Annotated in this window: 27 protein-coding genes; 14 read left to right on the top strand and 13 right to left on the bottom strand. The window is 64.1% G+C overall.

The window, feature by feature from the left end:
• The first annotated feature begins 42 nt into the window (after positions 1 to 42).
• Positions 43 to 465: a hypothetical protein gene (locus tag QRM57_RS17770; RefSeq protein WP_257369464.1), complete on the top strand. Its 423-nt coding sequence runs from the start codon at positions 43 to 45 to the stop codon at positions 463 to 465.
• 30 nt (positions 466 to 495) lie between these two features.
• Here the strand turns inward: QRM57_RS17770 and QRM57_RS17765 are convergent, their stop codons facing one another.
• Positions 496 to 798, bottom strand: a complete 303-nt coding sequence (locus QRM57_RS17765; protein WP_257369463.1) for a DUF3040 domain-containing protein — start codon at positions 796 to 798, stop codon at positions 496 to 498.
• 253 nt (positions 799 to 1,051) lie between these two features.
• On the opposite strand from QRM57_RS17765, the gene QRM57_RS17760 reads away from it, so the two are divergent.
• Together QRM57_RS17760 and QRM57_RS17755 are read left to right on the top strand one after the other, a co-directional pair.
• Positions 1,052 to 1,441, top strand: coding sequence for a hypothetical protein (locus tag QRM57_RS17760; RefSeq protein WP_284987555.1), 390 nt, complete (start codon positions 1,052 to 1,054; stop codon positions 1,439 to 1,441).
• Between the two features lie 19 nt (positions 1,442 to 1,460).
• On the top strand, positions 1,461 to 1,859 hold the full coding sequence (locus QRM57_RS17755; protein WP_284987554.1) for a nuclear transport factor 2 family protein: 399 nt from the start codon (positions 1,461 to 1,463) through the stop codon (positions 1,857 to 1,859).
• Here QRM57_RS17755 and QRM57_RS17750 read toward each other — a convergent pair.
• From QRM57_RS17750 to dnaK, 4 genes are all read right to left on the bottom strand, one after another.
• On the bottom strand, positions 1,856 to 2,284 hold the full coding sequence (locus QRM57_RS17750; RefSeq protein WP_235517781.1) for a heat shock protein transcriptional repressor HspR: 429 nt from the start codon (positions 2,282 to 2,284) through the stop codon (positions 1,856 to 1,858). The genes QRM57_RS17755 and QRM57_RS17750 overlap by 4 nt on opposite strands.
• A 10-nt stretch (positions 2,285 to 2,294) precedes the next feature.
• A complete protein-coding gene (locus QRM57_RS17745; RefSeq protein ID WP_284987553.1) occupies positions 2,295 to 3,275 on the bottom strand; it encodes a DnaJ C-terminal domain-containing protein in 981 nt (326 codons plus the stop codon).
• Between the two features lie 188 nt (positions 3,276 to 3,463).
• A complete protein-coding gene (locus tag QRM57_RS17740) occupies positions 3,464 to 4,123 on the bottom strand; it encodes a nucleotide exchange factor GrpE (protein ID WP_284987552.1) in 660 nt (219 codons plus the stop codon).
• 2 nt (positions 4,124 to 4,125) lie between these two features.
• Positions 4,126 to 5,991 carry a molecular chaperone DnaK gene (gene dnaK, locus QRM57_RS17735; RefSeq protein ID WP_284987551.1) on the bottom strand — a complete coding sequence of 622 codons (1,866 nt, stop codon included), beginning with the start codon at positions 5,989 to 5,991 and terminating at the stop codon, positions 4,126 to 4,128.
• A 251-nt stretch (positions 5,992 to 6,242) separates the two neighbouring features.
• On the opposite strand from dnaK, the gene QRM57_RS17730 reads away from it, so the two are divergent.
• Complete coding sequence (locus QRM57_RS17730; RefSeq protein WP_284987550.1) at positions 6,243 to 6,629, top strand: hypothetical protein; 387 nt, start codon at positions 6,243 to 6,245, stop codon at positions 6,627 to 6,629.
• On the opposite strand, the gene QRM57_RS17725 is transcribed toward QRM57_RS17730, so the two are convergent.
• From QRM57_RS17725 to QRM57_RS17715, 3 genes are read right to left on the bottom strand one after another with little or no spacing between them, the layout of a single operon-like run.
• Entirely contained in the window at positions 6,604 to 7,497 is an 894-nt protein-coding gene (locus QRM57_RS17725; RefSeq protein WP_284987549.1) for a DUF817 domain-containing protein, read from the bottom strand. The genes QRM57_RS17730 and QRM57_RS17725 overlap by 26 nt on opposite strands.
• On the bottom strand, positions 7,490 to 8,281 hold the full coding sequence (locus QRM57_RS17720) for an oxygenase MpaB family protein (protein ID WP_284987548.1): 792 nt from the start codon (positions 8,279 to 8,281) through the stop codon (positions 7,490 to 7,492). The genes QRM57_RS17725 and QRM57_RS17720 overlap by 8 nt, the downstream gene beginning before the upstream one ends.
• A gap of 23 nt (positions 8,282 to 8,304) precedes the next feature.
• Entirely contained in the window at positions 8,305 to 9,027 is a 723-nt protein-coding gene (locus QRM57_RS17715; RefSeq protein ID WP_284987547.1) for a TetR/AcrR family transcriptional regulator, read from the bottom strand.
• 142 nt (positions 9,028 to 9,169) lie between these two features.
• Between QRM57_RS17715 and QRM57_RS17710 the strand changes: the two genes are divergently transcribed.
• From QRM57_RS17710 to QRM57_RS17690, 5 genes are read left to right on the top strand one after another with little or no spacing between them, the layout of a single operon-like run.
• Positions 9,170 to 10,102, top strand: a complete 933-nt coding sequence (locus QRM57_RS17710; protein ID WP_284987747.1) for an NAD-dependent epimerase/dehydratase family protein — start codon at positions 9,170 to 9,172, stop codon at positions 10,100 to 10,102.
• A gap of 60 nt (positions 10,103 to 10,162) precedes the next feature.
• The gene (locus QRM57_RS17705; protein WP_284987546.1) at positions 10,163 to 10,882 is read left to right on the top strand and encodes a phosphatase PAP2 family protein; all 720 of its coding nucleotides are present in this window, start codon (positions 10,163 to 10,165) and stop codon (positions 10,880 to 10,882) included.
• On the top strand, positions 10,879 to 11,562 hold the full coding sequence (locus tag QRM57_RS17700) for a DedA family protein (protein ID WP_284987544.1): 684 nt from the start codon (positions 10,879 to 10,881) through the stop codon (positions 11,560 to 11,562). The genes QRM57_RS17705 and QRM57_RS17700 overlap by 4 nt, the downstream gene beginning before the upstream one ends.
• Positions 11,563 to 11,566: 4 nt before the next feature.
• The gene (locus tag QRM57_RS17695; RefSeq protein ID WP_284987543.1) at positions 11,567 to 12,241 is read left to right on the top strand and encodes a response regulator transcription factor; all 675 of its coding nucleotides are present in this window, start codon (positions 11,567 to 11,569) and stop codon (positions 12,239 to 12,241) included.
• On the top strand, positions 12,234 to 13,220 hold the full coding sequence (locus QRM57_RS17690; protein ID WP_284987542.1) for a sensor histidine kinase: 987 nt from the start codon (positions 12,234 to 12,236) through the stop codon (positions 13,218 to 13,220). The genes QRM57_RS17695 and QRM57_RS17690 overlap by 8 nt, the downstream gene beginning before the upstream one ends.
• Before the next feature lie 94 nt (positions 13,221 to 13,314).
• Here the strand turns inward: QRM57_RS17690 and QRM57_RS17685 are convergent, their stop codons facing one another.
• A complete protein-coding gene (locus QRM57_RS17685) occupies positions 13,315 to 13,923 on the bottom strand; it encodes a dihydrofolate reductase family protein (RefSeq protein ID WP_284987541.1) in 609 nt (202 codons plus the stop codon).
• A gap of 194 nt (positions 13,924 to 14,117) precedes the next feature.
• On the opposite strand from QRM57_RS17685, the gene QRM57_RS17680 reads away from it, so the two are divergent.
• Positions 14,118 to 14,777, top strand: coding sequence for a hypothetical protein (locus QRM57_RS17680; protein ID WP_257369440.1), 660 nt, complete (start codon positions 14,118 to 14,120; stop codon positions 14,775 to 14,777).
• Positions 14,778 to 14,825: 48 nt separating this feature from the next.
• The gene (locus QRM57_RS17675; RefSeq protein WP_284987539.1) at positions 14,826 to 16,061 is read left to right on the top strand and encodes a pyridoxal phosphate-dependent aminotransferase; all 1,236 of its coding nucleotides are present in this window, start codon (positions 14,826 to 14,828) and stop codon (positions 16,059 to 16,061) included.
• A 12-nt stretch (positions 16,062 to 16,073) separates the two neighbouring features.
• On the opposite strand, the gene QRM57_RS17670 is transcribed toward QRM57_RS17675, so the two are convergent.
• The gene (locus tag QRM57_RS17670) at positions 16,074 to 17,111 is read right to left on the bottom strand and encodes a zinc-dependent alcohol dehydrogenase family protein (protein WP_284987538.1); all 1,038 of its coding nucleotides are present in this window, start codon (positions 17,109 to 17,111) and stop codon (positions 16,074 to 16,076) included.
• 93 nt (positions 17,112 to 17,204) lie between these two features.
• Here QRM57_RS17670 and QRM57_RS17665 point away from each other — a divergent pair, with 93 nt between their 5' ends.
• Positions 17,205 to 17,663, top strand: coding sequence for a carboxymuconolactone decarboxylase family protein (locus QRM57_RS17665; protein WP_284987537.1), 459 nt, complete (start codon positions 17,205 to 17,207; stop codon positions 17,661 to 17,663).
• A gap of 17 nt (positions 17,664 to 17,680) precedes the next feature.
• Positions 17,681 to 18,577, top strand: a complete 897-nt coding sequence (locus QRM57_RS17660) for a sigma-70 family RNA polymerase sigma factor (RefSeq protein ID WP_284987536.1) — start codon at positions 17,681 to 17,683, stop codon at positions 18,575 to 18,577.
• Here QRM57_RS17660 and QRM57_RS17655 read toward each other — a convergent pair.
• The 3 genes from QRM57_RS17655 to QRM57_RS17645 all read right to left on the bottom strand — a co-directional run bounded on the left by QRM57_RS17655 (position 18,555) and on the right by QRM57_RS17645 (position 22,376).
• Positions 18,555 to 19,886 (bottom strand): APC family permease, encoded by a 1,332-nt coding sequence (locus tag QRM57_RS17655; RefSeq protein WP_284987535.1) that lies wholly within the window; start codon positions 19,884 to 19,886, stop codon positions 18,555 to 18,557. The two genes, QRM57_RS17660 and QRM57_RS17655, sit on opposite strands and share 23 nt — an antisense overlap.
• An 86-nt stretch (positions 19,887 to 19,972) precedes the next feature.
• On the bottom strand, positions 19,973 to 20,407 hold the full coding sequence (locus QRM57_RS17650; RefSeq protein WP_284987534.1) for a hypothetical protein: 435 nt from the start codon (positions 20,405 to 20,407) through the stop codon (positions 19,973 to 19,975).
• A 1-nt stretch (position 20,408) separates the two neighbouring features.
• The gene (locus QRM57_RS17645; RefSeq protein ID WP_284987533.1) at positions 20,409 to 22,376 is read right to left on the bottom strand and encodes a primary-amine oxidase; all 1,968 of its coding nucleotides are present in this window, start codon (positions 22,374 to 22,376) and stop codon (positions 20,409 to 20,411) included.
• Positions 22,377 to 22,497: 121 nt separating this feature from the next.
• Here QRM57_RS17645 and QRM57_RS17640 point away from each other — a divergent pair, with 121 nt between their 5' ends.
• On the top strand, positions 22,498 to 23,088 hold the full coding sequence (locus tag QRM57_RS17640; RefSeq protein ID WP_235517801.1) for a TetR/AcrR family transcriptional regulator: 591 nt from the start codon (positions 22,498 to 22,500) through the stop codon (positions 23,086 to 23,088).
• The last annotated feature ends 9 nt before the right edge of the window (positions 23,089 to 23,097 follow it).

Here is a 23,097-nt window from a genome sequence, read left to right as displayed (position 1 = left end):
TAGGCTGGCACACGAAGCCATCTACTCCGTTAGGGGCGCACCATGAACAAAGCACAGAACATCATTCCCGCTGCACAGGACCTGGCCCGCGAATGGGTAGGCCACGCCGCCGAAGGCACATCCGCGCAAACCGAGGCAGTGGTTGGATGGGCGTTGTCCCGGATCAACCACGCCGATGTCCCGTCCGTTGTCCACGGCGTGATGCTCACCCTGACCGGAAACAGGAAGACGGCCAAGGAAGCCCAACGAACTGCCGCACGTGCCGTTAAGCGGGCCACCCAGGCGTTGAGCCGGAAAGCCCCGCAGCGGCGCTCCCGTCGTGGTGGTTTGTTGGTGGCGCTGGCCGCAGCTGTTGTCGGCGCGGCAGCCGTACTGGCGTGGCGCGCCATGGTGCCTCCGGGCGAACCCGAGCCAGCCAAGCGACCGGCTGAGCCCATCAAGCCGCCCGTGCCCCCGGCTCCCTAAGCAGCCCAACAAGCGGCGCGGAAGCGCCGACTAGGGTGCGGCTTCGCCGTCGTGCCGTTGGATCCGCCGCCGAAGGGGTGCCCTGGCGAAAAGCCAGTAGGCTCCTGCGCTGGCAAGCAGGAAACCCATTACGCCCAGGAACACCAGCTGGGTCATGATCCCCGCGATCACCATCACGAACCCGGCAAGGACAGCCAGGCTCCCCAGGATGATGCGGGCCATTTCTCCTCGCGGGCGGCCCGACGTCAGCTGGGAGGCGAGTTCGGGATCCGTTGCAGCAAGATCCCGTTCCAGCTCCTCCAAGCTCCTGCGTTCTTCTTCCGACAACGACACCGGAGTTCCTCACCACACGAGCAGGTCCGCGACAAGGCGTCGATGCTCAGGCCATCAGCACGTGCGCTGCTTGCCGTGCCATGCCTTCATTATCTGCCCGATTCGGTGCGTGTGCCACAGGTTCCCTGGGACAGGTTCTTGCTGTTCCACCTGCCGCGGGTTCCTCCAGCTCCTGAATATGCATACGCTGGAACTGCGGGCCCATTGCGCCACGAGCACGGACACAGATCGCCGACAGGAAAGTTGAATTCCCATGGCACACAAAGCTGCAAAGAATACGGCGCTTCAGAAAACCACCCCCGCGGGCCGCGGACCCCGGCGAACGCTCTGGCTCATCGCGGCCGGCCTGGTCGCAGGCGTGGCGGGCGGAGTTTTCGCCTTCCGCATGCTGGTGCCCCAGCGGACGCCGGAACCTGCCCCGCCGAGCGAGCCCGAGGAGATCCTGGTCCGCGAGGAACCAGTGGAGATTTCGACCCGGATGCGGCCGGGCGAATGGACGGAAGAGTCCTTGCAGGCGCATATCGAGGACTATCGGCAGCAGATCAGGGCCATGGGTGCAGCTGAACAGCAGATCATCACCAAGGTGGAACGCACCGAAAACGGGGCTGTACGCGTTGTGGTCAGCTGGGACCGGCAGCGCTAGACAGGCGCATACTGGAGGCATGAGCGGGACCGAAGAATTCCTTGGATGGGTCAGGTCCACCCTTTATCAAGCGGAACTTGACCTCCATAACGGCGATGCCTCTGCACGCCGGGCGATCTGGTCACGGAACGAGCCCGTCAGCGTGCTCGGCGCGTTCCGTGACGCCCACGGCCAGCAGGAGTTGGACGAACTCTTTGCGGCGCTGGCGGAGAGTTTCTCTGACTGCCTCTCGTACAGCTTCGACCTTCAGGCCTACGACGTCATAGGAGACATGGCCTACACCGCCGGGTTGGAGCACACCTCGGCCTCGATCAACGGCGAACCACGTCAGTATGTCCTCCGAGCCACCCAAGTCTACCGCCGTGAGGATGGGGAATGGAAAGTGGCCCACCGGCATGCCGACACGGTGACCGCCTAGCGGCTTTCACCCTGCCGCGGCCTCCAGACCACAACGGCTTGGGAGCGCGCCCGGGGACGCTGGCCACGCGCCAGCGAGACGACGTCGCCTGCAGCTCCCGCCGCGAAGATGCGGGCGTCCCCTGTCGCGCGACGGCGGGTCAGTTCCTCTGTCAGTTCAGCTACCCGGTATTGCAGGGCAGCAACCTGGTTTTCGAGGTCGAGGATGCGCTTGATGCCTTCAAGTGAGACGCCGGACTGCGAGAGGCGCTGGACCTCCCGCAGTTTGTTGACGTCGTTCTGCGAGTAGCGGCGGGACTTGCCCGGCGCACGGCTGGGCGAGACGATGCCCAGCCGGTCGTACTGGCGCAACGTCTGCGGATGCATGTCGGCAAGCTCCGCAGCAACGGAGATGACGAAGATCGGCTGGTTGACGTCGATGCCCATCACCGCCTCCTTACAACCGGGCCTTTGCGGCCAGGTCGTGACGGGGATCAGCGTCGGTGGTGGCCGCAGCGAAAGCCTTCACGGCTTCCTCCGCTTCTTTGTTGAGGTTCTGCGGAACCGCGACGTCGATGGTCACCAGCAGGTCGCCGGTGGCCTTGGACGTCTTCACGCCACGGCCCTTGACCCTCAGGGTGCGGCCCGAGGGCGTGCCCGCCGGGACGCGCACTTTGACGGTGTCGCCGTCGAGCGTGGGAACCTCAATGGTGGCGCCAAGCGCGGCTTCCGCGAACGTGACGGGCACGTGGATACGGATGTTGTTGCCGTCGCGTTGGAAGAAATCGTGCGGCTTCACGTTGACGGTGATGATGAGGTCGCCGTTGCCGGCCGGACCAACATTGCCCTTGCCCCGCTGGCGGACCTTCTGGCCATCTTTGATGCCGGCGGGAATCTTCACGTCGATGATGTTGCCGTTACTTTCACGCAGGCTCACAGTGGTGCCCTTGATGGAGCCGGCGAACGAGATGGTCGTGGTGGCGGTGCGGTCCGAGCCTTTTTGAGGCGCCCGTTGGAAGCCGGTCTGCCCGGCCCCGCCGAATCCGCCACCGAAAAGGTCGGCGAATTCCGGAGGAATACCGCCGCCTTGGGGCTGGCGGGCACCCGGTCCGCCGCCGAACAGGCCACCGAACAGGTCCTCGAACCCGCCATTGCCTCCCGCGCCGCCCCGGCCGCCGGCGCCCGGGGCGAATCTGGCACCGCCGCCCATGGCACGGATGGCGTCGTACTGCTGCCGGTCCTCAGGACTCGACAACACCGAGTAGGCCTCGGAAATGTCCTTGAACCGCTTTTCTGCAGCAGCATCCCCGGAATTGGTATCCGGGTGGTACTGGCGGGCAAGCTTGCGGTAAGCCTTCTTGATATCCGCGTCGGACGCGTCCTTGGCGATACCAAGGATCGCGTAAAAATCCTTTTCAACCCAGTCCTGGCTGGCCAAGAGCGTTTCCTTTCAAATCAATAAACAAGCACCTGCGTCCACCCACCTTAGGCGAGTCAACCGCCGGAGCGGAGCGAGACAAGGGGCCCGGGAGTGGCTTCGGGCCTGCCGGAGCGTGGCGGCTAAGTCCGTAGGACTAAAGCCGCCACGCGTAGGGGCGGGGCCCCTTGTCTCGCTTCGCGGTGGGACTAAGCGGGAACCGCGACGATCACCTGGGCTGCACGCAGGACACGCTCTCCTGAGCGGTATCCGGAGCGCAGGACCTGGCTGACCGTGTCCACCTGGATGTCCTCGCCGGGCTGCTGAATGAGTGCTTCGTGGACGGTGGGGTCGAATTCGACACCCGTTTCCGCGATGCGCTCCAGTCCGTACGTCTTCAGCGCGGTCTCCAGCTTGGTGGCGATGGCGGCGAAGGGGCCGTCTTCGAGGTCACCGTGCTGGCGTGCAGCGTCGATGTCGTCGAGCACCGGCAGGAGGGAGTTCAGGACGCCGATGACGGCCATCTCTCCCGCTACGGCCCGGTCGCGTTCAACGCGCTTGCGGTAGTTGACGTACTCAGCCTGAAGGCGGAGGAGGTCGTTGCGGAGTTCGGCGGCCTGGGCTTCAGCTGCGGCACCGGAGGCTACCGACTCTGCAGCCGGCACCCCTACCCCGTTGAGGATTTCCTCAGCCTGGGAGAGGGCGTCACCGTCCGTGGGAGCAGCGTTGCCTTCGGCAGGAGCCGCGGCTTCGCCCTCAGGGTGGCGGGCCGCCCCGGTTTCCGGGTCAACCTTGCGGTTGTCCCGGATGACCGGCTTGCGCGGCTCGTTGCCTTCAGAGTGCTCTGCTTCGTTGCCGTGATGAGGCATGGCTACTTCTTCGCTTCGTCTTCGTCGATGATCTCGGCGTCGACGATGTCCTCGTCAGCCGCAGCCTGCTCGCCGGCAGGTGCACCTTCTGCACCGGCGCCCGGAGCATCAGCTGCGGAGGCCTGCGAGTAGATTGCTTCGCCCAGCTTGGTCTGGGAAGCCTGCAGCTTCTCAAACGCTGTCTTGACGGCGGCGTCGTCGGTGCCTTCCAGCGCCGACTTGAGGGCGTCGACGTCGGCCTTGACCTCGGTCTTGACCTCTTCAGGCAGCTTGTCGTCGTTGTCGGCGATCAGCTTGTCCACGGAGTAGGCGAGCTGCTCAGCGGAGTTACGGGTGTCCGTAGCTTCGCGGCGTGCCTTGTCCTCTGCTGCGTGCTCCTCGGCTTCACGGACCATGCGGTCAATGTCGTCCTTGGACAGTGCAGTGCCACCGGTGATGGTCATGGACTGTTCCTTGCCGGTGCCCTTGTCCTTGGCGGACACGTGGACAATGCCGTTGGCGTCGATGTCGAAGGTGACCTCGACCTGCGGAACACCACGCGGCGCCGGAGCGATGCCGGTCAGTTCGAACGTGCCCAGCGGCTTGTTGTCGCGGGTAAATTCACGCTCGCCCTGGAAGACCTGGATGGCCACGGACGGCTGGTTGTCGTCAGCGGTGGTGAAGGTTTCCGAACGCTTGGTGGGGATGGCGGTGTTGCGCTCGATCAGGTGCGTCATGACGCCACCCTTGGTTTCGATGCCGAGGGACAGCGGGGTGACGTCGATGAGGAGGACGTCCTTGCGCTCACCCTTCAGGACACCGGCCTGGAGTGCAGCACCGACGGCTACGACTTCATCCGGGTTGACGCCCTTGTTGGGCTCCTTGCCGCCGGCGAGTTCCTTCACGAGCTCGGAGACAGCAGGCATACGGGTGGAGCCACCGACGAGGACGATGTGGTCGATGTCGGAAACCTTGATGCCGGCTTCGGCGATGACGTCGTGGAACGGCTTCTTGGTGCGGTCCAGCAGGTCCTTGGTGAGGTCCTGGAACTTGGCACGGGTCAGCTGCTCGTCCAGGTGGACCGGGCCATCGGGGGTGACGGAGAGGTACTGGAGGGAGATGTTGGTGCTGGTGGAGGAGGACAGTTCCTTCTTGGCCTGCTCCGCAGCTTCACGCAGACGCTGCAGGGCGATCTTGTCCTTGGAGAGGTCGATGCCCTTGACCTTGAGCTGGCTCAGGAGCCACTCGACAACGCGGTTGTCCCAGTCGTCGCCACCGAGGCGGTTGTCACCGGCGGTTGCGCGGACCTGGATGGTGGAGAAGTTGTCTTCGTCCTTGCCAACTTCCAGGAGGGAAACGTCGAAGGTTCCGCCACCGAGGTCGAAGACCAGGATGAGTTCGTCTTCTTTACCCTTGTCCAGGCCGTATGCCAGTGCAGCCGCGGTGGGCTCGTTGACGATGCGGAGGACGTTGAGGCCTGCGATTTCGCCGGCTTCCTTGGTGGACTGGCGCTCGGCGTCGTTGAAGTAGGCCGGAACGGTGATCACAGCGTCGGTGACCTTTTCACCCAAGTAGCTCTCGGCGTCGTTCTTGAGCTTCATGAGGATACGGGCGGAGATTTCCTGCGGCGTGTACTTCTTGTCATCGACGGCGACGGTCCAGTCGGTGCCCATGTGGCGCTTGACGGAAGCGATGGTGCGGTCGATGTTGTTGACGGCCTGGCGCTTGGCGATTTCGCCAACCAGGACTTCACCGGACTTGGAGAACGCAACGACGGACGGCGTGGTGCGGCCGCCTTCAGCGTTGGCGATGACGGTGGGCTCGCCACCTTCGAGAACAGAGACCACGGAGTTGGTTGTTCCGAGGTCGATACCTACTGCACGTGACATATCTTGTTTCCTTTCAATGGCCGATGTTGGAGATTGCGTCCGGCATCGGTCCGCTGGGCGGTTGTCGTGCCGGAGCTTGCTCAACAATCGGCTAGTTGAGCGTTCTGCACTCAACTGTACTCAGGCTCAGAAAGATGTCAATCCAAAGTTGAGTCAGGTGCGCTCAACTTTGGCTCACCCACCCACAAAACTCCCGTAATTACGCGGCTGCAGGGCTGGTTTCGCCCACGGTGAACTGACAAACTAACGCAATGGAGTTCACGGGTTACCTGCCGCCGGACGAATTCTGGGCGCTGAATGACCGCATGGAACAAGCGATCAGGGACGGCGCCGCGGCCCTCTCGCTGTTCCGGATCACCGAGTGGGGAGGCGCCGCAATGCTGGGCGGTTGGCAACTGGACAACAGCGAGGGCACCGTCAGCCACGGTGACCCATCCCCCGGATGCCAAGGCCAGTACATTGAGGTGGTCACCACGACACACGACCCTTATGCGGCAGTAAGAAACAGATGGGTCGTCATCGACGCCCAACGCAACCCGCCGGAACCGGAAGCCATAAGCCTGACGCGGGTAGCCGACGTCGAGCCCCTGCTCCAAGCCCGGCGTGCGGCGCTCAAGGCGTTACGCGGCGAAGATTAGGAACAACCGCGCCTTCGCCAGTGGCAAGCGGCTCGGGTTTGTACACCCACGCCACCAGCACCACCGAGATGATCATCAGCAGGAACCAAGCCAGGAGCTTGTCGATCGAGACGGCCTGCCAGCCGTTCAGTTGGTTCGGATAAAGCCAAGCGCGCGACCACGTGCCGATGTTCTCGGCGAACCAGATGAACAGCGCCACCAGCAGGAAGGACACCAGGATGGGCATGCGGAAGCGACGCCGGAACACCCGGAAGTGCATCACGCACCGTCCGTAGACAAGAACGACGGCGGCGAGCAGCACCCAGCGCAGGTCAACGATGTAGTGGTGCGAGAAGAAGTTCACGTAGATCGCCCCTGCCACAAGGGCCGTGATCCACCGTCGGGGATACCTGTCAAAGCGGAGATCGAACAAGCGGAAAACGCGCACCATATAGGAACCCACGGCCGCGTACATGAAGCCGCTGAACAACGGGACGGCGCCGATCCGGAGGAGGCCCTCGGCCTCGTAAGCCCAGGAGCCAACGTCGGTTTTGAACAACTCCATGACCGTTCCCACCACGTGGAACAGCAGGATGACACGCAGCTCCCGCAGCGTCTCCAGCCTGAACGTGATCATCAGGACCTGGATGACGACGGCGGCAAGGGTGAGGAAGTCGTTCCGGGCGAGAGCGGCGTTGTCGGGGTACCAAAGACGGACGGCGATGATCACCGCGAGCAGCGCTGCACCGAACACGCAAGCCCAGGCCTGCTTCAGCCCGAACACCACGAACTCGGTGAGCCCGGACTGCAAGCGGCTGCCCTTCCTGCCGTCCAGATACCGGTGGGCGAGGTTGTCGATGGCCTGTTCAACCGGGGTGGAGTTACGCATTGCCGCCCTTCGGAGCGGCTCCGAGTTGGCCCAGGTAGTAGTCGCGCGGCCAATGCCGGATCCGCTGGGGCAGCCGAGGGTAGAGACGGCCAACCATCCGCATGGTCCGCTCGAAACGCCGGGCTCGGGCCGGCCCCCAGTCGAACCCGAAACCGGCACGCACATGATCAGGCAGCAGGCCGGCCGTGAGGAACCGGGCAAAGGGCATCGCCAGGCGCAGGAGTTGTGGGCCGCCCGCCGGGTAGAGGAGGTCCCGCGCGACCCTGACCGCTTTGTCGTCCGGTTGAAGTCCCCGCACACGGGAGTCCCAGTAGGCGGCAAAGGCGGCCCGGTCGGCCGGCCAGCTGTCCGCCGGGAGCTGCAGGGCTGTCCCGATCCGCGCATACTCGCGGTAGATGCGGTCGGCAGCGTCGTCGTCGAGCGGTCCGTGGACCTGCTCGTACACGGTAACTGCTGTGTCGTAAAGGGTGGCAACCACCCAAAGTTGGGACTCCGCGTCGAAGGCGCTGTACCCGCTGGAGGTGGCGTCGGGTCCGCGCCGGACCGGGGCATGGGCACGATTGACGGCCCGGCGGACAGCCTTCAGCTGGTCTTCCGAGCCATAGACCACCGCGTACACGTAGGTCATGGTGGCGCGGAGACGGTCCATGGGGCGCTCGGCGAAGTTGCTGTGCTCAGCCACGCCGTGACCCACCCTGGGGTCGGCGATCTGCAGGAGGATTGCGCGGCCCGCTCCGGCGAGGAGCACGCCCTCCGCCCCGATGTCAGCCAGTCCACGAACCATCTGAATACTTTACCGTTCGCGGCTTATAGCCCTACGACGCCCTGGAGGACGCCCAGTTGGTGTTCAAAAAGCTCATCCCGGGCAGCAAAGGTATCGGCACCATACTGCCCAAAGACCTCGAAACTAACGGCCCCGAACACGGACGTCCAGACCAGCACGCCCCGCGCCAGGGAAGGGTCGGGAGCTGTGAGGTTCAGGTCTTCGCGGATGGCCGCCAGGTCTTTGGCCAGGGCCGGAGGAACGACGACGGCGGGACTCACCTCGGCGTTCATGGCGCCGGCGCGGTATGCGGCGTCAAAGATGCCCACGAGACGGACGATGACACGGGTTCCAGGGACGGTGGTGCGCTCGCCCGGCGCCTGGTAGCCGGGGACGGGGCTACCGAAAAGCAGGGCGTAGCTGGCCGGTTCACGAAGCGCCCACGATCGGACAGCGTTGCCGAGTGCCCGGAACTGCCCGGCGAAATCGGCGCCAGGAACGGCCTCCACGGCGGCGTCTACATGGTCGCCGAGCTCGTTGTACGCGTCGATGAGCAGGAGGGTGAGGAGCTCGTCGCGGTTCTCGACGTAGCGATAGACGGCTGAGGACACGACTCCGAGATCCCTGGCCACTGCGCGGAGGGACAGTGCCGCAGCGCCGTGGAGGGCCAAGTGCTCACGGCCGAGCCGGATGATGTCCGCAATGGTTTGGGCGCGGGCGCGCTCCCTGGGAGTTGGGGGCTTGGCCTTGGTCGCAGCTGACGTCATGCCCCTAGCTTGCCACAAAGGAGAGCGGCGTCAACAAACAAGAGCACTGCTCTTGACTTTGTGTAAAATAGTCGTCATTCTGGATTCAGAGAGCACTGCTCTTGTTTTGAAATCCACTGGAAGAATGAGAAAGAAGGCCACCATGTACGTCGTCACAGGAGCAGGGCCCGTTGGCTACACCATCGCGGAGCAACTCGCAGGTCTCGGGCACCCCGTACGCGTTTTGACCCGCTCGGGCAGCGGCCCGGACCATCCCCTGGTGGAAAAGATGCGCGTCGATGCATCCCATCCCGACCAGCTCAAGGAAGCCGTCGCCGGTGCCACGGCCGTCTTCCACTGCATCCACGGATCCGCCTACAGGGCGGCGGCCTGGGCAGCGGAACTCCCCCAAGCCGAGCAAGTGGTGATGGACGCAGCCGCAGCCGCGGGCGCCGTCGTCGTATTTCCTGAAAGCCTGTACTCGTACAGTGAGCCCGAACGCATCATGACCGAATCGAGTCCCCGCGAAGCCGCCGGTGGGAAGCGCGGTATCCGGACGGCGCTGCTGAAGGCTCGACGCGAGCACGCGGCAAACACCGTGAGCGTAGTGGCGGGTGACTTCTTTGGGCCGCGCGTGAAGATGGCACATGCCGGCGAGCGCATGGTCACGCCGATCCTGTCGGGCAAACGGCTGCAGTTCATTGGCAGCGCGAACCAGCCCCATTCATTCACCTACGTACCGGACCTCGCTGCGGCCATGATCGCTGCCGCGGGGAAGCCCGAAGTCTGGAACAGCGTGCTGCATGCCCCCACCGGCGCCGCCGTGACACAGCGGGAAATCGCGGTTGCGCACGCACGCGCGGCGGGCCTGACGACGCCGAAGGTGAGCGCCGTCCCAGGTTGGGTACTGCGGGCCGCCGGACTGGTCTCAACCGATATGCGCGAACTGGCTGAATTGCTGTATCAGTTTGAGCGCCCATTCGTGATGGATTCCTCCGAAAGCCAGCGGATGCTGGGCTTGGACCCAACTCCCCTGCCGGAAGCCGCCGCCACAACCATGGCGTGGTGGCGCGGGGCGGACCGGGGCAATTCTTAACGGGTTCTTAAAACCCTCGGCGCAGAATCGAAGAAACGATTCGTCCTGTCGAGGGGTTCCATGATTCAGCAGTCCACACCGCATCCCGTGCGCTTCAAGCCTCTGCCCGCACCGAAACACTGGCTGGCCATAGGGCTGGTACTCGCGGCGGCCGTCGTCTTGGCGGGGTGGGCAATCCAGGCAGTTCCTGGGCTGACCCTGGCTGAACTGGCTGTTGACGATGACTTCAGCCGTCACCACTCATCCGTGCTGACGGGGCTTGCCTTGGTTTTGAACGTGCTTTTCGGCCCGGTCGCGGGCGCGGTAATCGTGATCGTTGTCAGTCTGTATCTCGCACTGATCCGACGTTCCCCGCAGGATGCAGCACTTTTTTCGCTCACAGTGGCCTCCGGGTGGTTGACGTGCCAAGTGTTCAAGGCGGTTATTGGCAGGATCAGGCCGGACCCTGCCCTTTTGTTCGATCCCTTGGTACCGGAACCTGTATCCAACAGCTTTCCCAGCGGCCACACGTGCCTGGCCGTCGCACTGACGCTGGCAGTGTTCTTTCTGGTCCGTGAAACACGATGGGCGAAGCCTGCCCTCTGCGCGGGGGCGGTCGTGACTGTTGTGGTTGCCTGGTCCCGCGTGTACATCGGGGCCCATTACCCGCTGGACGTTATTGCCTCACTCCCTGCATCAATTGCGGCGGTGATGATCATGGCCGGAATCTGGAACCGCTACGCACCTTCCGTCACGACCGCCATCCGTTCCCGCGCAATGTCCCGACGCACCCCCAAATGAAAGAGTCCCTTATGGATCCCTTTGCCTTGGCGCCTGCGCTGAACCGTACCGAGCTCCTCCCCATCCTGGATCCCGCCAGCCTGCTGCAGGGCTTGGGTCCGGCAACCCTCGCAGTGGTGGCCCTGATGATCTTCATTGAATCGGGGGTCCTGTTCCCGTTCCTGCCAGGTGACTCGTTGCTCTTCACTGCCGGACTCCTTCACCAGCAATTGAACCTGACACTTCCTGTGTTGATTACGGTGGTGACAGTGGCCGCCATAGCGGGCGACCAGGTGGGCTACCTGTTGGGACGCCGCTTCGGACGCCGGTGGTTCTCCGATGATGCCCGGGTCCTGAAAACGTCACATTTGGCAAAGGCCGAAGACTTCTTCAGACGTCGTGGCGGCCCCGCGCTGATCCTTGCCCGCTTCGTGCCGGTGGTGCGCACCTTTGCGCCCCTTAGCGCAGGAATCGCCCGGTATCACTACAAGTCCTTTGCCCTCTGGAACATCACGGGTGCGATCCTTTGGGCGAGCTCCGTTACCCTCCTTGGCTCCTGGTTGGGCCATTTCGAGGTCATCGCAAAGAACATCGACGTCATAGCCGTGGTCATGGTGTTGGTGTCTGTGCTGCCCTGGGGCATCGAATACCTCAAACACAGGCGTGCCCGCGCATCGGAGTCCTCCTCCGCGCAAGAATAGATCCGTGATCACTGACTCCAAGCTGTCCGTCCTGCTGGTGGAAGACGATCCTGCCTTGGGACCCCTGATCGCCGAGCTCCTTGAGCCCGACTACCAGGTACGCATCGCCGTCGACGGCCGTGAGGGTTTGCGGCAGGCACTGATGGGAGGCTGGGATGCGATGGTGATCGACCGGGGGCTTCCGGGCCTGGATGGCATCTCGTTGATCGCCGCGCTCCGTTCCAAGGGTTTCGCCACCCCAATCCTCATCCTCACCGCCCTGGGCGCTGTGGACGAGAAGGTCCGGGGGCTCGATGCCGGCGCGAATGACTACATGACCAAGCCCTTCGACGCCATGGAATTGGGAGCGCGGCTGAGGGCCTTGACCCGCACCTACCACCAGGCGCCCCGGACCACTGTTATCGGCGACTGGGAACTGGACCCCACCACCAGGTCCATGCGCTCCATTCACGGCTTCCTTGCCTCCTTGACCGCGACCGAATCGGAGTTGCTGTCGGTTCTTGCTGCCGAGCCGGACCGGGTGTTCACCAGGGAGGAGCTGATTGTCGCCACTGACAGCCAGGGTGACCTGCCAGGTGTCATTGACACCCACGTCCATCACCTCCGGCGAAAAGTCGCCAGGTCGGTCATCCGTACCGTCCACGGGGTGGGTTACCAGATAGGCGAAGCGCATGACTGATCAGTCCATGGCCGCGTCCCAGGACCAGGCCATCCTTCGCAAGGCTTCCCTGAAGATCGCGGTCCGAATCAGCGCAGTCTGCGCCCTGCTGGTCCTCTGCCTCCTGGCCGCGGCCACCGCCTACCTGCTGAACCGGGCCGGCAACACGGAACCCGCCGAACCCGGGGCCGTTTACGCCTATCTCGACACCAAAGACCTGATCAAAGCCATGGTCATCGCCGGGGCAGCAGGCATCCTGCTGGCCGGCGGCGTTGGCTGGCTCAGTGCACGCAGCGCCATCCGGCCCCTCGGCGAAGCACTGACCCTGCAACGACGCTTCATCCAGGACGCCAGCCACGAGATGCGGACACCCTTGGCAATCCTTGATGCCAGAATCCAGGTGGCACAACGCAGCACTGCTCCGGAATCACCTGCCGGCCAGCAACTCTCGCGGATTCGGGACGACACAGCTGCCCTTACCGGAATCGTCAACGAACTCCTCGAATCCGCCACGGGCTCCCTCCAGGAACCGGCCGCAGCGCCAACGAACATCTCCGACGTCACCCAGGAAGTGGTGGACAGCCTCCAGCAGTTGGCAGCGGACCGGGGCATCACCCTGCACTGTTCAAGCGCCGGCCACCCTCGGGCAATGATCACGCCACAGCGACTTCACCGTGCCATCCTCGGTCTGGCCGAGAACGCCCTTGGCCATACGCCGGCGGGCGGCCACATCACGGTTGCCAGTGACGTGACCGCCCACCAGGCGGTCATCACCGTCACCGATACGGGCCAGGGAATCACTGGGATTGATCGCGACCGGATCTTCGACCGTTTCGCCCGGACAACCGCCCCACGCGCGGGCCAACAGCAGCGTAGCTTCGGGATCGGACTGTCGCTGGTCCGCGATATTGCCGTGGCAGCGGGCGGCACCGCAGACGTCGCATACACAGGCCCGGAAGGCACGTGCATGCGGATTACGCTGCCCTTGGCAACCGGCTGACGATGCCGGGCGCCCACCCAAAGAAGAAGAAAACAGAAGCGTTCGACGGCGGGTGCGCACCCGCCGTCGAACGCTTCTGTTGGATGTGATCCAGCTACATCTGGCCGATGTCAATGCCCGTAACGGGCTCGCCTGCGCGGTCGTAAGCGAGCAGGATGGCGCCATTGGGAAATGCCTGTGGTGGCTGGGCCAACCGGAAGGCGGCGGGCACGCCCGCGCCGTCGGGGAACAATCGCTTACCCGTTCCGAACGTCAGTGGGTAGAGGTACAGGTTGAGCCTGTCCAGGAGGTCCGCTTCAAGGAGCGAGCGTGCCAGGACGCCGCTGCCTATGATGTGGATGTCGTTGAACCGTTCCTTCACCGCCGCCACGTCCTCTGCCTCGGCCAAGACCGTGGTCCCTTCCCATTTGGCATCTGCCAGGGTGCTCGAGACCACGAACTTGGGCAGGCCATTGAGCTTGTCGGCTATGTGACCGCTTTGCTCTGGCCAATACTGGGCGAAGATGTCGTAGGTTTTTCGACCCAGGAGGAGCGCGTCCATGCGGTCGATGCCCGCTGTAATCGCGGCGCCGGCCTCTTCGTCTGAATACGCAGCCTGCCAACCGCCGTATTCGAAGCCGTCCGAGGTGTCCTCGTCGGGACCGCCCGGTGCCTGGTAGACGCCGTCGAGGGTGAGGAAAAGGTCAACAGAAAGTGTGCCCATAGTGTGCTCCTTCGATGGAAGTCCGAGCCTGCCCTTGGATGCGGGCCATCCTAGTCCGGCTGGCGGCCAAGGGCTACGAGGAACCTCCCCGGCTTTGTACAGAAAGTGCCCTAATAAGGCTCCATCAGGGGCATTTGCGGGAGTAGCCTTGTTCCAGTTGATGTAGTGGATCTCTGTCCGGCTGGGGTTCTGCCGTGGGCCAAGTGCGTTCGTCGCTGTCCGACCTCCTGGGGGTACTTTCCGACGCCGTCGCCCCTCAGCACGTAAGGTTCGACGACGGGTCCCCCACCGCCGTCGTTCCGCCACCGGACGCTCCAGTCACCGTACGGGCCGTAACCCTCAGCAGGGTGGGAAGGTCACGCCGCGAGGGGCCGGTCCTGGACCTGGAACTGAGGGTTGCCGTGGAATGCCACGGTCCGGAACAGCTGGACAACATGGAGCAATTGCTGCTGGCTGTTGAACTCCACAGCCAGTACTCCGTGGTCTCCAACGGTGAACTCCAGCTCGACGAGTACTCCGGCGCCATCCGGCAAGGACTGGGGTTCCTGGTGCGCATCCCGGTATCCCTCCGCTTCGAGGAACCGTCCGGTCCTTCCACCCAGCCTGCTGCGGGCACGCCAGGTGCAGGCCGCCGGATCCGGGGCCGGCTGGTGGACGTACATAACAAGGGGATCCCCGACGCCTACATCCACGCCCACTCATCCGCATCAGCTGCTGTCAGTGATGCGACCGGGCACTTTGAAGTGCTGACATCCACCGATGAACTCCAGCACTTCGCTGTTGCCGTGGACGGCACTGAACGGGAAGTTTCGGCGAGCACCAGGAGCCTTCCCCTGATCATCCGCTGGACCTGATTCTGGAATCATTTGCTCCCCGGGGCCGCTCCCATGAAAAGATCAACCATGCGTCCGATGCAGCACTCCAGCAAACTCCAGAACGTCCGCTATGAACTCCGCGGTCCTATCCTCCAAGCCGCCAAGGCCATGGAAGCGGAGGGTCACAGGATCCTCAAGATGAACCTTGGGGACACGGCGCCGTTTGGCCTGGAGGCGCCGGAGTCGGTGGTGGTGGACATGATCCATCACCTCCGCGGCGCGCAGGGTTACAGCGACTCCAAAGGGATCTTCTCCGCCCGCACCGCCATCTCGCAGTACTACCAAACCCGCGGACTGATGAACATCGGCGTCGAGGACCTCTTCATCGGCAACGGCGTCAGCGAACTGATTTCCATGACCCTCCAGGCGTTCATGGAGAACGGCGACGAGATCCTCATCCCCGCCCCTGACTACCCCCTGTGGACCGCAGCTGTGACGTTCACCGGTGGCCAAGCCGTCCACTACCTCTGCGATGAGGACGAGAACTGGTGGCCGGACATGGCCGACGTCGAAGCGAAGATCACCCCGCGCACCAAGGGTATCGTGATCATCAACCCGAACAATCCCACCGGGGCCGTCTACCCGCGGCACATCCTTGAACAGTTCGCCGCCTTGGCTCGGAAGCATGACCTGGTGCTGTTTTCGGACGAAATCTACGAGAAGATCCGCTACGTTGACGCACCCCACATCCACACCGCAGCGGTGGCCGAGGACGTGTGCGTGCTGACGTTCAGCGGACTGTCCAAGGCCTACCGCATGCCCGGCTACCGCGCCGGCTGGGTGGCTGTGACCGGGCCGCTTGCCGCCACTGCCGCGTATCGCGAATCCCTGGAACTGCTGGCTTCCCTGCGCCTGTGCGCCAATGTTCCGGCGCAGCACGCCATCCAGACCTGCCTGGGCGGGTACCAAAGCATCGAGGCCCTCATTCGTCCTGGCGGGCGGTTGCGCGAACAACGGGACCTGGCGTGGAAATTGTTGACGGCCATCCCGGGTGTTTCCTGCGTGCCTGCCGCTGGTGCCATGTATCTGTTCCCGCGGTTGGACCCTGAGATTTACCCCATCGAAAGCGACGAGAAGTTCGTCCTCCAACTCCTGCAGGAACAGAAGATCCTGGTCTCGCACGGCACGGCCTTCAACTGGCCAACACCGGACCACTTCCGCTTCGTGATCCTGCCGGCAGTGGAGGACATCGAAGAAGCTGTGCGCCGTATATCGCACTTCCTCGCGGCATACCGGAACCGGCCGGCACGGGAAGCCCAGTAACCAAGAGGGTAATTAGAGGGCCGGGTCCACCATGGTCATACCGGCCGGACTGGCCTGGTCGAAGCCGGGCAACAGCGCTGCCGCGTCTTCCAGCCCGATGGTGCGTTCGATCAGCAGCTGCGGCTCAAGCGAGCCTTGCTCGATGAGCGTCATCATCCCCGGATAGTCCACAGCGGCCATGCCGTGGCTGCCCAACAGGTCCAGTTCCCAACCGATCACCCTTGCCATGGGCACTTGCGGGTTGCCGTCGATGGACGGCAGCAAACCAATCTGGACGTGTCGGCCACGGCGGCGGAGGCTGAGGATCGCGTCGGCGCAGGTCTGTTCACTTCCGACGGCGTCCACCGCCACGTGGCTGCCTCCGCCGGAGAGGACGTTTACGGTGGCGGGGATGTCCGTGCCATCAGCGAGGACCGTGTGTTCTGCGCCCAGCCGTGCAGCCACAGCCAGGGCTGACGGGTTCCGGTCCACAGCAATGACCCTCGCTCCCATGGCTTTTGCGATCATCACGGCGCTGAGGCCGACGCCTCCCGCGCCTACCACGGTCACCCATTCGCCGGATTTGACCTGCGCACGGGCTGCCAATGCCCGGTAAGCCGTGGCGAAGCGGCAGCCGAGGCTGGCCGCCGTCGTGAATTCAATACTGTCCGGGATGGCAACCAGGTTGCTGTCAGCTGCGTGCAGTGCCACGTACTCGGCGAAAGATCCCCAGTGGGTGAAACCGGGTTGCTGCTGGTCCGGGCAGACCTGCGCGTCGCCTGCCAGGCACCATTCGCATGTGCCGCACCCGCAGACGAAGGGGACGGTAACGCGGTCGCCCACCTTCCAGTTCTTCACGCCGTGCCCGACGGCGGAAATCACCCCGGCAAGCTCATGCCCCGGGACGTGGGGCATGGCAATATCGTCGTGGCCGGCCCACGCATGCCAGTCGCTGCGGCACATGCCGGTAGCGAGTACTTTCACCACAACGCCCCCGGCAGGGGCCTCGGGCTTGTCGACCTCCCGGACATCGGGCTGGGTCCGGACTTCATCAAAAATCACAGCGCGCACGGACTGACTCTAACAATCGGGCAGCCCTGTCACACTTTCGCTGCTGCTTCCGACATCACTGTTGTAACGCACCAACTCTGAAGGGAAGACAGCATGACCCGCATCAACATCGGCCGAAGCAACAAACTCGGCTACGCTGCCGTCATTGGCCTGGAAGGCTACGCCCGCACCTCTGTGGATCCCGATCTTTACGAGCTGATCAAGCTCCGCGCCTCGATCCTCAACGGCTGCGGTTTCTGCGTGGATATGCACGCGACTGATGGCCACAAGCGTGGCATCCCGTCACGGAAGTTGCATGCTGTGGCCGCCTGGCAGCACTCGAAAGTGTTCTTCGACGCCCGGGAGCAGGCCGTCCTCGCCCTCACCGATGCCTTGACCCAGTTGGGGCCTGACACTGTGACCGACGAGATCTGGAACGCTGCGGCCACCCATTTCGACGACGGCCAGATGGGCGGTTTGGTCCTGGCGATCTCCACCATCAATGTGTGGAACAGGATTGCCATCAGCACACAGATGGAGCCGCCGGTGGATGAGAAGAATCCGCTGGTCTGAACGGTAACGTGGGCAGCATGACTCTTGCAGTCTCGGCCACTGTGGCGTGGCAAAGCGAACGGAACCGCCTGCTGGGGATTGCCTACCGGATGCTGGGCGACTTCGGCCACGCCGAGGACGTGGTCTCCGAGGTTGGGATCGACGCCGTACGGCAGGAACGGAAGACCGACGGCGGCCGCGTGGACTCCTGGCCGGCGTGGCTGACCACCGTGTGCGTGCGCCGTTCCATCGACCGGGTGCGCCAACTCGCGACGGTGCGGGAGGACTACACCGGACCGTGGCTGCCTGAGCCCGTGGACACCGCCCAATTGCCGGAGGAGGCAGTGGCCAACCGCGAACTGTTGTCCTTGACCTTGCTGCATCTGGCCGAGCAACTGGCACCGGAGGCGCGGGCGGCGTTGGTCCTGCACCGTGCCTTCGGAATGCCCGCGCCGGAGATCGCCGACGTCCTGGGCAAGACGCCGGCCGCCGTTCGCCAGCTGATTTCGAGGGCCGAACGCCGCCTGGATATTGACCCCGACGCACCCGCACCCCGGGCGAAGGACCGGGCCGCCTTGGAGAAACTCGTCCAAGCCATTGAGCAGGGTGAGATCAACACGGTGGTCTCGATGCTCCACCGCGACGCAGTGCTGTGGGCCGACGGCGGTGGCAAGGTCAAGAGCGCCATGAACCCGCTGTTCGGGGCCTCGAGGATCGCACGCTTCTTTGCGGGCATCCTCGGCAAGGCAGTGGACTTCGATCCTGTGGAGCCTATCCGGGCCTGGGTTGTGGAGATCAACGGCGGAGCGGCTTTGGTGCTCAGGCATAACGGCCGCTCCGACGTCATGGAGCTGGACGCCGCCCCGGATGGAAGCATCCGGGGCCTGCGGCAAGTGTCCAATCCGGACAAACTTACGAGGGTCTCCCGTTCCTAGCCGCGAGTTCGCGGGAAGGCTGCGGGTTCGTCTGGAAACTTCCGTGCGAAGCGGCAGGCTTCCCGCGAACTCGCCAGGCAGCCAGGGCCGCCACACCCAGACCGGCCGGGACCAGCAGCGCCCATCCGCTGAACACGAGCGCAACGAGCATCACCACCGCCGCCACGATCACCCCGTACCAAGCCGGAGTTCCACGGCGGAGAAGTACCACTCCGGCAGCCAAGCCAAAGGCCGTCACCGCGGTGAAGCACGCCGAGGCCGCCCCAATTTGGAACTCCATGCTCAGCAAACCGGTCGCGGCGAGAGCGAAGGAGATCGACGCCAACATGCCCAGGACGCCGAGACTCACCGATGGGACCTCCCCCGGCCCGGCGCCGCGCGCCAAAGCCCGCGGAAGCACGCCGTCGGACGCCAACCTGGCACCGAGCTTGCTGGCACCGGCCACGAAAGTATTCAACGGACCGAACGTGAGCACCGCCGCCGCGACCGCGGTAACCGGTGCTGCCGCAGGGCCGAGCCCTTTCGCCAGCAGCTCGGCAACCGGGACGCTGCTGCCCGCGAGCGCGGGGCCCAGGACAGCTACGCACGCAGCCACGAGCCCGATGTACACCACACCGACGACGACGAGCGTCAGCCAAGTTGCCCGCTTCAGGTCTCGCTCGGGGTTGCGGAACTCGCCGGCCAGGTGGGTCACGGCTTCCCATCCCGCGAAACAAAAGAACAACAAGCTGGCCGCACCTCCCACAGCCCAGTAGCCATGCGGAGCGAAGGGCTCGAAATTCTCCGCCCGGGCATACGGCGCGGCCACGGCAACAGCGAAGGCAAGCAAAGCAACCAGCAAGACCATGAGGAGCAGCTGCAGTTTGCTGGAGACCCTGATGCCCACCGCGTTGCTCAGCAAACCAGCCGCCAGGATCAGCCCCGCGGCAATCAGTGTCGTCTCCCGTCCGCCTCCCATGGCGTGGGCGATGTACTCCCCGCCAATAACCGCCGTCGCGGGCGCGCCAAAGGGTATCGCGAAGTAGAACAGGTAGCCGGCCACCACTGACGCCCGGGGCCCGAAGGCCCTTGTGACGAACGTTGCTATGCCACCGGCGTCGGGCTGTTGCCGGGACATTTCGGCGAAACTAAATGCCACGGGCGTGCAGAACACCAGGAGCAAGCCCCACGCCAATATCGACGCCGGCCCAGCCACCTGAGCGGCAATGGCGGGCAGAACCAGCACGCCTGAACCAAGAATGGCACCAACATAAATTCCCGTTGCACGGAAGAGGCCCAGGCCCGAACTGTTGACAGCTTTATTCACCATCCCACTGAACAGTATTCGGAAGGGGTCCAACAAGCAGGGATACTGCCTGCAAACAGCAATATCCTGCCGAATTTCGGGCACTCCGGTTACAGGGACTGCGCCCGGACCCGCCTGAGGCGGGCCACCAACGTCGAGGCGAGTAACGCCGTCGTGATTTCCAGTCCGATCACCAGCAGGAGTTGGGTTGCCCCGGTTGTGTCAACAACGTTCGACGCCGGCCTGCCGCCATGGGCGTGTCCGGAACCGCCCGCTCCGAGCAGCAGCACAGCGTGCAGGGCGACCATGGCAAGGGCTGAGCCGGTGACTTGGTGGAGTGCACCGACGCGGCTGTGGCGCCAGATGTGGACTGTGCAGGGGAAGCACACGGCTGCCAGGGCGATCATGAGGACACCCAGCCAGGCGTCGTGGTGCCCTGATGCTGCGAGTCCAAGATGCACCACGCAGGAGAGTGCCGTCAGGACGGCGCAGGCACGCGGGTGGAGGACGGGCCGGACCCGCCCTCCACTGATGGCCGAGGCCACGTTAGTGGCAGTGCCCGGCGGGCTCGCCGTGCTCTTCGCCTGACGCACCGGCCTCGCTGTGGCAGCTTGAACCCGAGGCGTTGGCTGGAACGTCCAACACTGGGCTGCGGTCGAAGAACCCTTCCGGGCGCAGCTTGAAGCCAACCGTGTCCACCGGCATGATCGGCCAGTCTTCGACGCGGGGGAAGTGCGTGAGGCCGAAGGTGTGCCACAGAACGATGTCCTGGCCGTCGATGTCGCGGTCCTGGGCCACATACGCGGGCAGCCCGGCGCCGCCGGAGTGCTGGTTCACGAAGTCTCCCGTGGGGTAGCGTTCCTCGTCCGCGTAACGGGTGACCCACACGTCCTTGGTGGCGAATGCAGCGCGTTTGGCAATGGAAGAACCCGGGTCTGCCAGGAGGGTGGGCTGGTTCTCGGCGTGGAGCTTGTAGCCGACCGGTTCACCGAGACGGTTCCTGGATTCGGGGTTGGAGATGATCCACGTTCTTCCGGCGCGCGCGTCGGCTTCCCGGACGGCCTCGGACTCTTTGGCCAATACCGTACGCTTGCGGGAAAACGCGTTGCCACGTTCGTTGCCTTCGCCCATTGCCTGGCGGACCACATCTTCTTCTTCCACCCGGTTGGTGAAACCATCGATGGCCATGTCCAGACGCGCGCTGAAGAGGTGCTGGTGGAAGGGGGCTCCAAGTCCTGGCGCGAGCTGGGAAATGTTGTCCGAGCCGCCTTCCGGGAAAGCGCTGGTGAACACAACGCCGGTGGCTTTGGCCTCGAATTCGATGGTGCCGTCCAGGTAGAGGTACCAGTAGAAGCCGTAGTCGTAGTTGCCGATGGTGGTGAAGAAGGAGATCACCAGGCGGCGGTTGCGGCGGGTGTAGTTGATGCCGGTCCAGAGGTCGGAGTGCTTGGAGAGGATTCCCCAGTCTTCCTCGTGCATGCAGATGCCGTTGCGGATTTCGCGGGGATTACCGAAGGCGTCGCTGATGACCGGGCTCAGGTAGGTGATATCGCCCAGGCAATCGCAGCCGAGTTCCAGGGAGTTGGCGTACTGGCCCACCAGGTATTCGCCGGTGTCGAAGTAGTTCTGCCATGACCGGATTGGGGAGGGATCGCCGTAGGGCACCACCATTTCGGCGATCGAGGCGCGGTTGATGATGGGCCGCTTCTTGCCTCCGTCCTGGAACGCCAGATTGTGGAGGACAACTCCTTCGCGCACGTCGAAGCCGACGTCCACGCTCCATTTTTCCCACTCCACATGGTTGCCTCCGGTGACCGTGAAGCTGGGGCCCTCCGGCTGGGTGATGCTGATGGGCTTCTGGGTTTCCCGGAGCGGGCCGGTCAGTTCCGGGTCCGTGTAGTTCCCGTGCTCAGCCGGAATGGGCATCACGCCCAGGTCGATCACCTGTGTGACTTGCTTGTTGACCACGTCCACGTAGGCAACCAGGCCATCCACCGGGTGGGCCCAGGCGCTGTCCTCGGGAAAGTCCTGCACGAAAGCCAGTCCGCGGAGGATGCGACGGCCCTTCTCGTCGTCGTACTCGAAGACGCCGGCGGACAGCGGCGCCACCCGGACTTTAGCGACGTCGAGGTCGCGGGCCGCGAGCGCCGCGAGCCAACACTCATCAGTTGCCAGGAGCGTCTCGACTACCTCGAACTCTTCTTCCAGGACAGGCAGTTCGCCGGAGACTTTGGTGTCAAGCTCGACGGCGGAGAGGACCTCGCCGCGGGTCACGGAGACCAGGATGTCGGTGGGTGCGCCACCGGAGATGTCGTGGATGAAGATGCGGAAGCGACGGTCTCCGTCTGCCTGTCCGCGGGAGGGGTCCACCAGCCCCAGGTAGGCAATCCGCTTTTCGGGGCCGAGGTGTCCGGCGGCCTGCAGGATTCCCTGGACCTGGGAGATTTCGGCACCCGTGGCCAGTCGGTACTGCGTTTCCTCAATGGCGGCTGTCTCAGTTGCTGTGGGCGTCATGGCTGCCTCTTGTCCGGGACCGCGTGCGGTCAGGATTTATTTTCTATAGTTGTAGAGAATAACCAAAACGTAAGATGGGTCACAAGACCTGTCCGCCATATTTTTTCCGGGAGCCCCAACAGTGCCAAAGATTGTGGACCACGATCAACGACGCCTTGAACTGGTGGACGCAACCTGGCGCATCATCGCGAGGCTGGGCATGGAAGGCGCCACCATGCGCGAAATCGCCGAGGAAGCCGGCTTCGCCAACGGCGCCCTCAAGCCCTACTTCCCCACCAAGGACATGCTCCTGACCTCGGCGTTCGGGCACGTGTTCAACCGCACCAACCAGCGCATCGCCTCGATGACTGAAGGGCTGGCCGGAGTAGCGGCGCTGCGGGCGTTCTGCGCGGAGGTATTGCCGCTGGATGAAGAACGCGTCAACGAAGCCCGCATCGTGATCCCGTTCTGGCAGAAAGCGCTGAACGACGCCGACATGGCCGCCCTCCACAGCGCATCCATGAACCAGTGGCACACCACCATCACGGCGCATGCCGCAGCAGCCCGCGCGGCCGGTGAGATCAGCACCCCCATCGGTGACGCCGCCGTCGCCGACCACCTGCTCAACATGATGCTCGGCGCGCAGATCGTGGCGGCGTTGTCCCCCGACGAACACTTTTCGCAGGACCTTGCCGGGCAGTTGGACAACTACCTGGCACTGCTGGCTGGATAAAACCGGAGT

It is taken from the genome of Arthrobacter sp. fls2-241-R2A-172, assembly GCF_030208885.1.
GTDB lineage: Bacteria > Actinomycetota > Actinomycetes > Actinomycetales > Micrococcaceae > Arthrobacter.
Note: the sequence above shows the minus strand (reverse complement) of the source record. Positions and strands in the feature narration are given on the sequence as shown.

Bases quoted from the DNA above. Each gene is read 5' to 3' on its own strand.
- QRM57_RS17770 (WP_257369464.1), top strand. From the start codon at position 43: ATGAACAAAGCACAGAACATCATTCCCGCTGCACAGGACCTGGCCCGC.
- QRM57_RS17760 (WP_284987555.1), top strand. From the start codon at position 1,052: ATGGCACACAAAGCTGCAAAGAATACGGCGCTTCAGAAAACCACCCCC.
- QRM57_RS17755 (WP_284987554.1), top strand. From the start codon at position 1,461: ATGAGCGGGACCGAAGAATTCCTTGGATGGGTCAGGTCCACCCTTTAT.
- QRM57_RS17750 (WP_235517781.1), bottom strand. From the start codon at position 2,284: ATGGGCATCGACGTCAACCAGCCGATCTTCGTCATCTCCGTTGCTGCG.
- QRM57_RS17740 (WP_284987552.1), bottom strand. From the start codon at position 4,123: ATGCCTCATCACGGCAACGAAGCAGAGCACTCTGAAGGCAACGAGCCG.
- dnaK (WP_284987551.1), bottom strand. From the start codon at position 5,991: ATGTCACGTGCAGTAGGTATCGACCTCGGAACAACCAACTCCGTGGTC.
- QRM57_RS17730 (WP_284987550.1), top strand. From the start codon at position 6,243: ATGGAGTTCACGGGTTACCTGCCGCCGGACGAATTCTGGGCGCTGAAT.
- QRM57_RS17725 (WP_284987549.1), bottom strand. From the start codon at position 7,497: ATGCGTAACTCCACCCCGGTTGAACAGGCCATCGACAACCTCGCCCAC.
- QRM57_RS17720 (WP_284987548.1), bottom strand. From the start codon at position 8,281: ATGGTTCGTGGACTGGCTGACATCGGGGCGGAGGGCGTGCTCCTCGCC.
- QRM57_RS17715 (WP_284987547.1), bottom strand. From the start codon at position 9,027: ATGACGTCAGCTGCGACCAAGGCCAAGCCCCCAACTCCCAGGGAGCGC.
- QRM57_RS17710 (WP_284987747.1), top strand. From the start codon at position 9,170: ATGTACGTCGTCACAGGAGCAGGGCCCGTTGGCTACACCATCGCGGAG.
- QRM57_RS17705 (WP_284987546.1), top strand. From the start codon at position 10,163: ATGATTCAGCAGTCCACACCGCATCCCGTGCGCTTCAAGCCTCTGCCC.
- QRM57_RS17700 (WP_284987544.1), top strand. From the start codon at position 10,879: ATGAAAGAGTCCCTTATGGATCCCTTTGCCTTGGCGCCTGCGCTGAAC.
- QRM57_RS17690 (WP_284987542.1), top strand. From the start codon at position 12,234: ATGACTGATCAGTCCATGGCCGCGTCCCAGGACCAGGCCATCCTTCGC.
- QRM57_RS17685 (WP_284987541.1), bottom strand. From the start codon at position 13,923: ATGGGCACACTTTCTGTTGACCTTTTCCTCACCCTCGACGGCGTCTAC.
- QRM57_RS17675 (WP_284987539.1), top strand. From the start codon at position 14,826: ATGCGTCCGATGCAGCACTCCAGCAAACTCCAGAACGTCCGCTATGAA.
- QRM57_RS17665 (WP_284987537.1), top strand. From the start codon at position 17,205: ATGACCCGCATCAACATCGGCCGAAGCAACAAACTCGGCTACGCTGCC.
- QRM57_RS17660 (WP_284987536.1), top strand. From the start codon at position 17,681: ATGACTCTTGCAGTCTCGGCCACTGTGGCGTGGCAAAGCGAACGGAAC.
- QRM57_RS17655 (WP_284987535.1), bottom strand. From the start codon at position 19,886: ATGGTGAATAAAGCTGTCAACAGTTCGGGCCTGGGCCTCTTCCGTGCA.
- QRM57_RS17645 (WP_284987533.1), bottom strand. From the start codon at position 22,376: ATGACGCCCACAGCAACTGAGACAGCCGCCATTGAGGAAACGCAGTAC.